General features: G+C 44.9%; 14 protein-coding genes. 3 read left to right on the forward strand and 11 right to left on the reverse strand.

Annotation, left to right across the window (positions count from 1 at the left end; genetic code table 11):
- Positions 1-3 precede the first annotated feature (3 nt).
- Genes nuoK through LEP1GSC058_RS01250 form a run of 9 tightly spaced genes read right to left on the reverse strand, consistent with a single transcriptional unit; the run spans position 4 to position 6,452 of the window.
- Complete coding sequence (gene nuoK / locus LEP1GSC058_RS01210; protein WP_016547568.1) at positions 4-339, reverse strand: NADH-quinone oxidoreductase subunit NuoK; 336 nt, start codon at positions 337-339, stop codon at positions 4-6.
- Complete coding sequence (locus tag LEP1GSC058_RS01215; protein WP_016547647.1) at positions 336-944, reverse strand: NADH-quinone oxidoreductase subunit J; 609 nt, start codon at positions 942-944, stop codon at positions 336-338. Before LEP1GSC058_RS01215 ends, nuoK begins: the two co-directional genes overlap by 4 nt.
- A complete protein-coding gene (gene nuoH, locus LEP1GSC058_RS01220; protein ID WP_016547764.1) occupies positions 938-1,996 on the reverse strand; it encodes an NADH-quinone oxidoreductase subunit NuoH in 1,059 nt (352 codons plus the stop codon). Before nuoH ends, LEP1GSC058_RS01215 begins: the two co-directional genes overlap by 7 nt.
- A gap of 6 nt (positions 1,997-2,002) precedes the next feature.
- Positions 2,003-3,292 carry an NADH-quinone oxidoreductase subunit NuoF gene (nuoF, locus tag LEP1GSC058_RS01225; RefSeq protein WP_016547608.1) on the reverse strand — a complete coding sequence of 430 codons (1,290 nt, stop codon included), beginning with the start codon at positions 3,290-3,292 and terminating at the stop codon, positions 2,003-2,005.
- A gap of 11 nt (positions 3,293-3,303) precedes the next feature.
- Entirely contained in the window at positions 3,304-3,783 is a 480-nt protein-coding gene (locus tag LEP1GSC058_RS01230; protein WP_016547635.1) for an NADH-quinone oxidoreductase subunit NuoE family protein, read from the reverse strand.
- Positions 3,783-4,997: an NADH-quinone oxidoreductase subunit D gene (locus LEP1GSC058_RS01235; RefSeq protein ID WP_039947866.1), complete on the reverse strand. Its 1,215-nt coding sequence runs from the start codon at positions 4,995-4,997 to the stop codon at positions 3,783-3,785. Before LEP1GSC058_RS01235 ends, LEP1GSC058_RS01230 begins: the two co-directional genes overlap by 1 nt.
- Positions 4,998-5,002: 5 nt before the next feature.
- A complete protein-coding gene (locus tag LEP1GSC058_RS01240) occupies positions 5,003-5,527 on the reverse strand; it encodes an NADH-quinone oxidoreductase subunit C (RefSeq protein ID WP_016547541.1) in 525 nt (174 codons plus the stop codon).
- Positions 5,524-6,084 carry an NADH-quinone oxidoreductase subunit B gene (locus tag LEP1GSC058_RS01245; protein WP_016547502.1) on the reverse strand — a complete coding sequence of 187 codons (561 nt, stop codon included), beginning with the start codon at positions 6,082-6,084 and terminating at the stop codon, positions 5,524-5,526. The genes LEP1GSC058_RS01240 and LEP1GSC058_RS01245 overlap by 4 nt, the downstream gene beginning before the upstream one ends.
- Entirely contained in the window at positions 6,075-6,452 is a 378-nt protein-coding gene (locus LEP1GSC058_RS01250) for an NADH-quinone oxidoreductase subunit A (RefSeq protein WP_016547598.1), read from the reverse strand. Before LEP1GSC058_RS01250 ends, LEP1GSC058_RS01245 begins: the two co-directional genes overlap by 10 nt.
- A 569-nt stretch (positions 6,453-7,021) precedes the next feature.
- Here LEP1GSC058_RS01250 and LEP1GSC058_RS01260 point away from each other — a divergent pair.
- Positions 7,022-7,486 carry a MaoC family dehydratase gene (locus LEP1GSC058_RS01260; RefSeq protein WP_010568903.1) on the forward strand — a complete coding sequence of 155 codons (465 nt, stop codon included), beginning with the start codon at positions 7,022-7,024 and terminating at the stop codon, positions 7,484-7,486.
- A 47-nt stretch (positions 7,487-7,533) separates the two neighbouring features.
- Entirely contained in the window at positions 7,534-7,959 is a 426-nt protein-coding gene (locus LEP1GSC058_RS01265; protein WP_016547744.1) for a MarR family winged helix-turn-helix transcriptional regulator, read from the forward strand.
- A 42-nt stretch (positions 7,960-8,001) separates the two neighbouring features.
- Here the strand turns inward: LEP1GSC058_RS01265 and LEP1GSC058_RS01270 are convergent, their stop codons facing one another.
- Both LEP1GSC058_RS01270 and LEP1GSC058_RS01275 read right to left on the reverse strand, forming a co-directional pair.
- Positions 8,002-9,696, reverse strand: coding sequence for an HsdM family class I SAM-dependent methyltransferase (locus LEP1GSC058_RS01270; protein ID WP_084680319.1), 1,695 nt, complete (start codon positions 9,694-9,696; stop codon positions 8,002-8,004).
- Between the two features lie 169 nt (positions 9,697-9,865).
- Complete coding sequence (locus LEP1GSC058_RS01275; RefSeq protein WP_051133740.1) at positions 9,866-10,825, reverse strand: ankyrin repeat domain-containing protein; 960 nt, start codon at positions 10,823-10,825, stop codon at positions 9,866-9,868.
- A gap of 209 nt (positions 10,826-11,034) precedes the next feature.
- Between LEP1GSC058_RS01275 and LEP1GSC058_RS01280 the strand changes: the two genes are divergently transcribed.
- Positions 11,035-12,525, forward strand: a complete 1,491-nt coding sequence (locus LEP1GSC058_RS01280; protein WP_039947871.1) for an amidase — start codon at positions 11,035-11,037, stop codon at positions 12,523-12,525.
- Positions 12,526-13,113 lie beyond the last annotated feature (588 nt).

A 13,113-nucleotide genomic window follows, 5' to 3' on the forward strand; every position in this document is an offset into this window, starting at 1 on the left:
TAATCACCATTTCATTAAGTTCATTTCGTCAACAAAGCTGGTTTTTTTCTTACGCTGAATCGCGACTACGAGAGCCAAACCGATTGCGGCTTCCGCGGCCGCGATAGCCATTACGAAAAATACCACCACTTCTCCTTGAACTTGATATAAGGCTTTAGAGAACGTTACGAATACCAAATTTACCGAATTTAAAATGAGTTCGATGGACATGAAAATTACCACTGCGCTTCTTCTAAAAAGCACTCCGGCAACTCCGATCGTAAAAACGACGCAGGCCAAAATTAAAATATATTCCACAGGGATTCCCGAGATTGTCGGATTAAGTATGGCCGGATTCATCTTTCGCCTTCCTCGGGTTTTTTCCCTAAATTCTTCTTTCCTAAGATAACGGCGCCTAGCACGGCTGCGAGAAGTAAAATGGACAAAACTTCGAAAGGAAGAAGGTAATCTAAGAACATAGACGTTCCGACTACCGCGGTATTTCCCTCCACTTTCGTGGCTTTTGTCGCTCCCTTCTGAGTTATATCAAATTCGTAATTTCCGTTTTTTGAATATCCGTGGGAGGAAGATTGAGTATTCGGAATTCCTTCCCGTACGGAATTGATTAGTACGACTCCGAGTAGGGCCACAAAAAACAAAAGAATGCCTTTCTTTAAGGGATGAGTCCAAAGTTTGGCGATGCCTTCGTCGTGTAGAGATAAAAGCATTAGGACGAAAACGACCAATACCATAATCGCGCCTGCGTAGACGAACACCTGCATCGTCGCCACAAAGACCGAACCAAGAACGGCATATATTCCGCTTAACGCAAAGAACGCGAGAACCAACAAGATCGCCGAGGTGATCGGATTCGGATGAAATACGACGCCTAGCGCCCCCGCAATGATAATTCCGGAGAAAATAAAAAACAACAGCAATTGAGGATTATCGAAGATTCCTACCATTTCCAAAATCCATCCGTGCCTACGTAAGCGCTAGCGACTACGATATTGGCTACGGCCCAGGGAATCATCGTCTTCCAACCGATCGTCATGAGTTGGTCGTATCTAAACCTGGGCAGAGTCCAACGAACCCACATGAAAAGGAAGGCAAAAAAAAGTACCTTTATCGCAAAGAGTCCAAGCCCAAACAACGCGTGAAACGATGAGTCTGCCAAAACGCCGAACGGAACATTATACCCTCCGAAGAACAGAAGAGTCACGACGCAACTCATCGTGATCATATTCATATATTCCGCGATGAAGAATAGCGCGAATTTAAAAGCCCCGTATTCCGTATGAAATCCCACAACCAGTTCGGACTCGGCTTCGGCCAAGTCGAAAGGTAGCCGATTCGTTTCGGCGAACATCGCTACCACAAAAATGGAAAATGCTATAAATCCCGGAAGTTTGAAGATATTCCATTGCCCGATCTGCGCATCATTAATATCAGTTAATCGTAATGAACCGGTTAAAATGACGATGGCCGCTACCGACATGCCTAACGGAAGTTCATAACTGATCATTTGAGCGGTCGAACGAATTCCGCCGATTAAAGAATACTTATTATTGCTGGACCATCCAGCGAGAATAATCCCGTAGACCGAAAGACTTGAGATGGCAAATAGAAAAAGAATCCCAGTATCGGGATTGGCGATTTGCAAATCTAAAACGCTTAAACCGGTTTTCTCAGTCACCCAACTAGGTAAAGGTAAAATCCCGCCTAAGGGAACCACGGACCACGCCATAATCGCACAAGTCATCGAAATTGCCGGAGCAATCAGATACATTACCTTATTTACATTCTTCGGAAAAATTTCTTCCTTCGTAAGGAATTTGATCCCGTCCGCAAGAGGCTGGAAAAGTCCGAACGGACCGGCACGATTCGGTCCTTTTCGGTCCTGAATATAGCCTGCCACTTTCCTTTCAGCCAGCGTATAGTATGCGCAGGCAGTGATAAACACGCCGAAAAAGAGCGCACTTTTCAGTAACCAAAAAAGAATCTGGTTCCAATCCATTTTAATTTATACTCCTGATGCGGCAGGAGAAGGAACGGGGGTCTTCTCCTTAAGCCTTGCCTCGAACTCGTGACGGAACTTCTGAATCGTAGGTCTGACTGCACCTACGCAAGCGTCGGAAAGAGGACAAATGGTGGTTCCACCTTCCATATTTTTAGAAAGAGAAAGAATCAATTCCAAGTCCTCGCTGGTCCCGTTTCCTTTTCGAATTTTATCCAAAAGATCCCGGACCCAATGAGTTCCTTCGCGGCAAGGAGTACATTGTCCGCACGATTCATGCGCATAAAACCTTGCGAATCGATAGGTGGTTTCGACGAGATCCGTTCCTTCACCGATTACGATGACAGCGCCCGAACCGAGCATAGTTTTATGAGCCGCCATGGATTCAAAATCCATATTCGCCGTTTTGCATTCTTCCGCAGTCAAAATAGGCACGGAGGATCCGCCAGGAATTACCGCTTTTAGAGGTTTGTCGTCCAACATTCCGCCGCATAGATCGTTGATCAAATCCATCAACGGCGTTCCTAACACGATTTCGTAAACTCCGGGTTTCTTAACATGTCCGGAAACGGAAAAGAGCCGGGTCCCCGGCGATTTTTCAGTTCCGATTTTGGAATACCAATCCGCCCCCTTATCTATGATATGAGGAACGGTGGAAAACGTTTCCACATTATTTACGACAGTCGGGCATCGATATAATCCGGATACCGCCGGAAAGGGCGGCTTCAATCGCGGATGTCCCCTACGCCCTTCCAAAGAATTGATGAGAGCGGTTTCCTCTCCGCAAATATAGGCGCCGGCGCCGGCATACAGAACTAAATCGAAATCGAATCCGCTACCGAGTATGTTTTTTCCTAAGTATCCTTTTGCATAGGCTTCGTCTATGGCCTTCTGCATGGAATCGATGCCTTTATTAAACTCTCCGCGAATATAAAAGAATCCTTTATTAGCGCCGATAGCTTTCGCGCCTATGACCATTCCTTCGATGATCTGGTGCGGAAGTTTTTCAATCAACTTCCGGTCCTTAAAGGTGCCAGGTTCGCCTTCGTCCGCATTGCAAATTATATATTTCGGTTTAGGAATATCTTTAGGAATGAACGACCACTTCATACCGGTGGGAAAACCCGCTCCACCCCGTCCACGGAGACCGGATTTCTTAACGATATCCACGATCTCTTCCGGCTTTAGCTGGAGGGCCTTCTTCATTCCATCGTATCCGTGGACTGACTCGTAAAATTCAAGCTCGTTGGATCGAGGATCATCTATATATTTGGTGAGAATTCTCATTTCGGCCATATCGATCCTCCTTAACCAAGACTCTGAAGAAGTTCGTCTACTTTTTCGAGAGTTAAATTTTCGTAATATGCTTCGTTGATCTGCACCATCGGCGCATAACCGCAAGCTCCGAGACATTCAACCTCTTCCACAGTGAACTTTTTATCCGAAGTGGTTTGGCCTAACTTGACTCCCAGCTTAGAGCAGATATGTTTCTCTATCGCGTCGTTTCCGCGTATATAACAGCTTGACGTGCCGCAGATTTGAATATGAAACTTTCCGACGGGTTTTTTATTATAGAGAGTATAAAAGGTCGCAACTCCATAAACTTGAGCTAAAGAGATCGGCGCTCCGATTTTCTCCGCAAGATATTCCATCCCTTCCCGATCCACGTATCCTTTTTCCTTTTGAAGCAGATATAACCCTGGAAGAATCACACTTCGCTTATCCGGAAACATCTCCAATAATTTACCGAATCTTTTTTCGGATTCCTGGGAAAACTGATAAGGCATTAGCAATCTAGCTCCCCTGCAATAACGTTAAGCGAACTCATTGTGGCAATAGTATCCGCGAGTAAGCCGCCCTTCACCAATTCGGGAAAGGATTGATAAAACCAAAAGCAAGGTCGACGAACGTGGACTCGCCAAGGGGATTTTTCCCCTTCCGAAACGATATAAAAACCCAGCTCCCCGTTGGCTGCTTCCGTAGCCTGATAATATTCTCCGGGAGGAACCTTAATACCGTGCATAATGAGTTTGAAATGATAGATCAACTCTTCCATATTATGATATACTTTATCTTTCTCGGGTAAATAGATATGAGGAAGATCCGCATGATGTGGCCCATCGGGAATTCCCTCCACTAACTGTTCTATGATTCGAATGGATTGACGCATTTCTTCCATTCTAACCAAAGTCCGATGAAAAACGGATCCATCCTCTCCGATCGGAACGTCGAAGTCGACCTTATCATAGAACATATACGGATCGTCTTTACGGATATCCCAAGGAACTCCTGCGGCCCTCAAATTGGGACCGGAATATCCGTATGCAATCGCGTCTTCGGCGGAAATACCTCCGATTCCGACAGTGCGATCCATAAAGATTCTATTATTTACTAATAAACTCTGAAACTCTTCGATCGCCGGTTTGAGTCCCTTGCAGATGGTCCGAACTTCGGCGGCAAATTCAGGATAAATATCCTTCTCCAGTCCGCCGACTCGGCAGAAGGTTGTCGTCAGCCTAGCTCCGGTCAGTTTTTCCAAAACCTGATAGATATTTTCACGGTGGTGAAACAAATGCAGCATACCCGAGAAGGCGCCTAGATCCACGCCCAGGATCCCGTTACAGATGATATGATCCATGATTCTGGACAATTCGGATACGATCATCCGGACGTACACTACCTTATCCGGAACCTGAATCCCCATCATCTTTTCTACGGTGAGAATCCAGCCGATATTGTTTAGCGGAGTCGAGACGTAGTTCATCCTGTCCGTACATACTAGAAACTGATTGTAGGTATATTTCTCGCCCAGTTTTTCAAAACTGCGATGTACGTATCCGATAACGGATTCCACGTCCACAACGCGTTCGCCGTCGAGTTGAATGACATTCTGGAGGATCCCATGGGTAGCCGGATGCGAAGGTCCAAGGTTCACCAGCAAATGACCTTCCGGCAGATGCTTGAATTTGGAGCCGAAATGTTCGGCCGTCTTTTCATACATGATCGTCATCCTGCCTCCATATCATCTTCGATGTGAATCGTCAGCAGGTCTTCGATCAAATAGTCTTGGCCAAATCCCTCCAACGGAAAATCTTTCCGCAAAGGATGTCCTTGGAAATTGTCCGGCATAATCAGTCGTTCCAACTGAGGATGGTTATGAAACGGGATTCCAAAAAGATCGTAAACTTCCCGTTCCGGCCAGTTCGCGCCTTTGAAAATAGGCACGATACTAGGAACTCCCTCGCCTTCAGAAAGAGGAACTTTGAATTGGACTCGAGCGGAGGATTTATTTCCGGACCGCAGAAGATAGCAAACTTCGAATCTAGGTTCTTTCTTTCCTAACCAATCGATTGCGGTTAAGTCGTTTAAATAATTCAGTTCGATTCCGGGCGCGTTCTTTAGCGCGGAAAAGACCGGAACAATTCCTTCTGCTTTTAGGAAGAATACAGGGAGGTTGGAGATAACCTCTTCTTCCTTATAGACGTATTGGGGAAATTTGTCTTTGAGGAAGCGATCTATCGTTTCTTTCATCGGACGACCAAAGGTTTGTTTCTTTCATTGATCTCCCGAATTTTACTCATCACTTCCTGACGTCTAGCTTCCAAGCCCTGGGTTTTGACCTTTTCTTGAAGCTTAATCACCGCATCCAGAAGGGCCTCCGGTCTAGGAGGACATCCGGGGACATACAGATCAACCGGGAGAATCCGATCGATCCCCTGCAGAACGGAATAGGCGTGAAACATTCCTCCGGAAGAAGCGCAGGCTCCGTAGCTGATCACAAACTTCGGCTCCGAAAGTTGATCGTAAATCTCGCGAAGAACAGGAGCCATTTTGTACGTAATCGTTCCTAAGACAAGAATCATATCCGCTTGTCTAGGCGAAAACGAGGGACGCTCAGCCCCAAATCTTGCAATGTCATAATCGGAGCAAGAAGTACTCATATACTCGATTCCGCAACATGCAGTCGCAAACGGATAAGGCCAAAGAGAGTAGCTTCTACCCCAGTTGATAATCGTATCCGCACTGGCGACCTGGACCATATCGCCGTACATCTGACCGGGCTGATTGAGTTGATCGTTCAATCCCATTCTAACGCCCCCTTCCTACGTATATAATATAAACCGACGACTAAAATAAAAATAAAGACGAACATCTCCGCTAATAGAAACGGACCGAGACCGGCTTCCTTAAAGGCTTTTAAGTTTACGGCATATGGAAAAAGAAATACCGCTTCTATGTCGAAGAGTATAAACAGGACTGCTACCAGATAAAACTTAATATTAAACAAACCTTTGGCATCGCCGTAATACGGGACTCCGCATTCGAAAGTATCATGGGGCTTGGATTTTTTCTTGGGGTTTAAGAGAAACGCGAGGCCGAGGATAAGGGCGGAGAATCCTACTCCGAGAAGGAATTGTATCAGGAGGGGGCCTAAATGTTCGGGCGAGCTTCCCATATCTATCCTACTTCTATCGGAACCTGCGAGGGGCCAACTGTCAATCCTTTTGAAACATAATTACCGAAAAGAACGCAAATACGAAAAAGTCCGAAAACCCGGAAAAGAAAATCTAACGACGAGTCTCGCAGGCGTTTGCTTAAATACGAGGCAAACCGACAAATCGAAATTCTCATCCACTTTTTTTGAGATTTATTCTCCGACCTCCGTCGAGGCGGATCGAAAAAGCAATCTTCTTCCGGTTCGATATTCGTCGGTCCGGGGATAATTTTTTTACGGATTTGTATTCCCTTCTTCACATCCCCGAGATGAAAGAGGCCGATTCTTTTTGTCGGAAGGTTAGTAAAATGGAATATATTTTTCGCCCGGATATATTGGCGATGGAAGGATTGATCTGCCTCTGCTTCTACCTGATGTATCGAGTGCATCGAAAATTCGAAGATAGCCCGGCAAACAAAGTGTAACCGACGTAACGACCGTTCTGTTTTTGATCTAAAAAGTTGGTGACAAAACCATCTACTTCCGCCAGTTTCAATAAAATCCAGCGCGAGCGGATGGAGGAAGTCACGATGGCCAAACTCGTTTTATCTAGTTTTGCGGAACTCGAAGCCTATGTCGGAAAGGAGCTTGGAGTTTCCGCTCCTCATGAAATCACTCAGGAACAGATTAATAAGTTTGCCGAAGCTACCCTCGACCATCAATGGATCCATACGGACCCGGCTCGTGCAGCCAAAGAATCTCCCTTTGGGACGACCATAGCGCACGGTTATCTGACTCTTTCTATGGCCCCCTACCTACTTTCCCAGATTTTAGAACTGAAAAATATCAAGATGGGAATCAATTACGGAATGGAAAAGCTCCGATTCCTGGACCCGGTAAAAGTCGGTTCTAAACTCAAGCTCCGCGCGGAACTTATCGAATTAAAAGATCTCCGGGGAACGGCAAGAATGACCCTAAAACTCAGCTTCGAAGTGGAAGGCGCGCCCAAACCGGCCGCGATCGGAGAAGTCATTTACCTATACCAATTCGCTTAAGCGAAAACGTCCTTAAGTTCCGCAGCCTTGAAGATAGAAAAATATAAATGAATCCCCGAACAATAATTTACCTAATTTCGCGTATACGAGACGAATTTCATCGACACTTAAATCGGGAACTCAAGGAAAAAGGTCTAGGACAATTATCCACCACTCACGCCGACATACTTTTTGCCTTGGCGATGTCTAAGAAAGTTCCGATGCAAGAAATCGCCAAAATGATCGATAGGGATAAATCGACTTTAACGGCGCTGGTGGATAAGTTGGAGGATCTAGGATACGTTGAGCGGGCACGGGATAACGGGGATCAGAGAGTAGTGAATCTGCAGCTTACAAAGAAAGCCTACTCCATACGACCGATTATGCTCGGCATCTCCAGATCCCTACTGTCAGGATTATACAAAGGATTTTCGGAACCGGAAAAAAAAGAATTAGTCCGGTTATTGGATAAACTTTATAAAAATTTAAAGTGATTTCCGAAAGTCGATCTCTCCGGATTGGAATTTCGATCTCAATTATAAAAAGAAAAATTCCTCAATGGACACGAGCAACTGCCTTTCGGCCGGGTTCTTTCCGACTATTTGCTCAGGTTTTCTACGCCTTCCCGGAGTCCATGGATGAAGTAGCCCCCTGTATTTGGCTAAGAGAGAGCCGATTTTCTCTTTTTCCAGTTCTTGAAGCTTTCTGAAATCCGGTACGATCAAGGAATTCAAATCTCCCGGTTCCACTTTTCTCAAACCTTGCGCATATTCCCTGGTTCTGGACTCCAATTCTTTATGAGCGTGCGGCGTGATTAAATACGCAAACAGAAGATCCTCATACTCCTGGTATCCGGGCTTTGCGGTGAAACCGTGAAAACACGTAAGATTGACCGCGGGACTTGAGTTCAACACGAATCGAATATCCTCGCGATGAAAGGAAGTCGCTAAAATCCTGGCAGGTTCCCTACTTTCCTGCGAATGCCAGGGCCGTCTTCGAGAAGGAAGAAAACGATTGGGAACTCCCCGTTTAATTCCTTCCTCTAGATATTTCTTAATTCCTTTATGATTGTCTATACTTCGGACTTCCTTGGCGTCCAAAAGCCAAACCTTAGCTCCTCCCGATCGAAGTACATTCCAGTCATCACCGGTAAAGAAAGGAGAAAGGGCGTATTGGGCCTTTGGGATGGAAGAACGAAGAAATTCAGGCGGTATCTGTAAATTTAAAACTTCTTTTTCGGAAAGTAGGAAAAATCCGTTATCCCCTGTCGCGATTCCTCTGCGAAATTTTCCGAACTCAAGAATTGAAACCCTATCAAGTTGGGAACTCTTCGCCATACTCACATAATTATTGTTAGACGATATTTTCGCATCACTTTTTATTTTATAAATATTATCCTTATCTTTCCGAAGTAATCGAGTCCATTTATCTCCGGCATTTAACACTACCTTTCTCCATTCTATGCTTTCGATGGATGTTCCTTCGCTATTAAGGGAGGATGAAGGAACACGCGACCATAAAAATCCGGACGATTCCGGTTTTAATTTTTCTAAAAACAGTATACAGGAGGATGTTACCGCTCCTGAAAACAAAGACCAGGATGAATCCAAGAAAAGTATTCTTCTAAGCGAATCCGATTCGAGAAGCGCACGTTTAACGGGGATTCCATATCCGGCGTTTAGGAATTCGTAAGGAAGGAGCACCGCTCCTCTTCCCCCTTCCTTAAGTAGGGAAAGAATTCTCAAAAGAAAAAAAACGTATAAGTTCGCTGTACCAGGAATTGAAACTCCCACTTGTTTTTTGAATGTTTTGAGCAGATCGTTTCCAAGCTTCGAATGATTGAGCCGTTTATAAGGCGGATTACACAAGATCGCATCGTAAAGAAAATCCACTTTTGCAGTTAAGAAATCGCCTAAAGTTAAAAACTTTGAACCGCCTTCCGCTCCACTTTTGTCAAGAATTTGCTGACACTCTCTAAATAAAATCGGATCAATCTCCCAGCCGTGGAATTCGGTATAAGCCGAGCAATCGGTCATGGAAAAAAAAATCCCTTTGCCCGCAGCAGGATCCAAGACTCGAAAGGGAGACTTAGCTTCGAATTTCGATTTTGCTCCGGAAGTCCACTCAACCATTATTTTAGCCAAAGAGGGCGGCGTAAAAAATTGACCTAAAGCTTTGGAGGAAGTGATCAATCTATGTTTCGAAGGATTGTAAGTTGACTGAATAAACATTTAGCTTAGCGAGTCGCCCGCCTATTTAGCGTTAATACGACGAATACGGATTCGAAGATGCTTACAAGCCTTATTGGAGAAATAAAAAAAAGGAGGATTTTTTGCAGGAAATATCTTTAGTATACGCTTAGTATACAGTTATAATAAGAAAAAAATTTGAAAAATGCGACTAAGGAGTTTTAGGCGAAAGTTTTTCGCCAATAAGACGTGCAACTGATTCCAGTTGTACTTCTTTTGCCAAGTCGAATGCAGTTTTGCCTTCTATATCCGAAAGAGTTATATCCGCCCCCAAAGCTATTAACTTCTCAGCCGCACCGACATTTTTCCGGTAAATTGCCTCGATCAAGGGAGTTTTACCTCGGGCATCCCGATGATTCAGGTTTGTACCTGCCTTTGCGAGAACGTCGAAAATTTTCGGGTCGGTGCCAAGCGTCTCCGTCGCATAATGAAAAGCGTTTCGGGCTCCGATTTGTTTGGGTCCTTCAGGAGTTTGAATCTCTTTTAAGCGACTTGTAAAGACGGGTTTTGCTCCGTTTGCCAATAAGTATTCGGTAATGGAAAGATCGGGAGAGGAGGAGGCTCCGCCGACCGCAAGAAAGAGCGGATATTCCTCGACACCACCTGGATCGTGATTCGGGTTTGCTCCGTTCTCGACTAAAAATTTTACGAGAGTGAGGTTCTTATTCCGTATCGCCATATTCAAGAGAGACACAGGATGTTGATCCTCTCCTTTTCTGGCCATATATTCAATCTGCGCTCCCGACTCAATCAAACGCTTTGCCTCGGCGAGATCGTCCATATCCGGTACCTTGACTTTAAGAAGAGGAAGAAGCCGATAGAAAAGGACCGAATTTCCGTCCTGATCCTGAGCGTTTAAGTTCGCTCCATTCTTGATTAGAAATTCGACGACATCTTCGCCTTGCGCGAGCATGAGAGCGGTTCGACCTTCCTCATCCTTTGCGTCGATTCTTGCGCCTTGTGAAAGCAGAGTTTCCACTTTCTTCAGAGTACCTTCTTTTACCGAAGAAAGGAATTCCCTATCCTGCTCCGGAGTAGCGGATATAGAGATGGAAAGACATAACGCGAGTAAGATTTGATATCTCCAATACCTTTTAAAATTTAGAATCATATTCGTCGAGTTCCCGCTTTGTATCCCTGTGCCCATTTTGATGGAACTACCTATTCGGAAAATGAAAATTCCTCATAGTCCCGGAATTGCCTTGACCCTCTATATTCCTTCCTTACGTTCCTTTTCTTTAGAGAGAATCGAGAGTGATTTCGTTCCCCTATTATTAGACCGGGTTCGGAAATTATCGGGGAATGGAAAGGACGGATATTATGGCGAAAGAGACGCAAGATTTCGAAGCATACGATGCATTAGGGCTTTCCGAGTTGATCCGCCGAAAAAAAGCTCACCCGAAAGAATTAGTGGAATTTTCTGCTAAGAAAATCGAGATTCTGAATCCTAAATTAAATGCAGTCACCCAACAAACGATCGAGCAAGCAAGGAGCCTGGCCGCTTCCGGCAAGGCTCCCAAAGGCCCTTTTTTTGGCGTCCCTATCTTACTTAAGGACATCATACATGAAGTAAAGGGCGAACGAATCACTTCCGGATCTAGGGCCTATCGTAAATATATTGCAGAATCGGACACGGAATTCGTTTCGAGATTCAGAAAAGCCGGATTCTTATTCCTGGGCACGACTAATGTTCCGGAATTCGCTTTGATGGGAATTACCGAGCCGAAGCTTCACGGGCCAACGAGAAATCCTTGGGACCTGGAGCGCACTCCCGGCGGCTCCAGCGGTGGATCGGCTGCCGCCGTCGCATCCGGAATGGTTTCTATTGCTACGGGTTCGGACGGCGGAGGTTCGATTCGAATTCCAGCCGCCTATTGCGGGTTATTCGGATTAAAACCGAGTAGAGGTCGAGTACCGGTTTATCCGTTAGGAAGAATTTGGCAAGGCGCTTCTGTAGATCATGTACTGACCAAATCCGTACGTGATAGCGCCGCAATTTTGGATTTAGTCTGCGGGATTACTCACGCGGAAGCTTTCTCATTAGAAAAACCTAAATCTCCCTTTCTTTCCGAAACTAGAAAAGCTCCCGGAAAATTAAGAATCGCTTATTCATTTCAATCTCCGATCGGCACAGGAGTGAACGCCGATCATTCGGAAGCGGTTTTAGAGACTGCCAAGCTATTAAAATCCTTAGGCCATAAAGTGGAAGAATCCGCTCCGAATATCGACGGCAAAAAATTGGCAAAGGCCTATGTCATGATGTATTTCGGAGAGGTTGCTGCAGAAATTCAAAAATTAGAAACGATTCTCGGGCGAAAGGCCAGGATGGGAGACGTCGAATCGACGACATGGATCCTTGGTTTATTGGGTCGCTCGATCGGGGCCGGCGAATTCGTCTCAGCGATACGCTACTGGGATCAGGCGGCTTTTCGAACCGAGGAATTCCATCGGGAGTACGACGTTTATCTTACCCCAGCGACTGCGGAACCGCCGGCAAAAATCGGCGAGTTAGCTCCGAAATTCTACGAAGAGATTGCCATGCAAATCATCGGCCGCGCCGGTTTAGGAAAACTTTTATTGGCTACGGGTATGGTCGATCAAATTGTGGGAAAAAATCTATCTCGCACTCCGTTTACTCAACTCGCCAATTTAACGGGACAGCCATCGATGTCGGTGCCCTTGTCTCGAACAAGATTTGGTCTGCCGATCGGAATGATGTTTACTGGGGCTCGAGGTCGCGAAGATATCTTGATCAGGCTCGCCTCGCAATTGGAAAAAGCAAAACCTTGGGCCAGTATCGCAAAAGCATAAACGCTAATACTTCAACTACAACCTCGATAAAAGGGAAGTCGTCATTTATCGTTCGCGAAAAAATTCTTTATACGCCGATCCGGAAGTTCCCGATTTGATCCTAGCCGGATCATTTCAGTTACATCGTCCTTCATCGATTCGGATACAAAAACCCGGTTCCGAATGTCACAAAATCGACATACTGTCGGTTATTTTTCTTTCTTTTTTCGGTGGTCGTAAGAAGAATTATAAGACAAATATAATTGGACCGCACCTTTCTTTTCCTACAATTTTAACTACGTTAGGATCGATTTGTCCTCTAATTAAATTTGGAAATCGAATAGAATCCGAAGTCGGTTCTATTTTAGAAGTAGTTTTAGTTTAAAATGAGAGTTCGTTCGGTTTGAAAGACCAATCATCTAGATTCAAGAAAATCTCATAAATGTTTTTGTAAAATTTCCCGCCTAGATCCTACTCAAAGAAGGTATATTCGAAAGTTTAATACGCTTACTATTATTACTTAAGTAATCATCGCAAACTAAATTTTATAATTTTAGGTGACAAAGAGAGATAATTAGGATATCAAGCGATCTATAGTATTTTTGAAAT

Source organism: Leptospira fainei serovar Hurstbridge str. BUT 6 (genome assembly GCF_000306235.2).
In the GTDB taxonomy this organism is placed as follows: domain Bacteria; phylum Spirochaetota; class Leptospiria; order Leptospirales; family Leptospiraceae; genus Leptospira_B; species Leptospira_B fainei.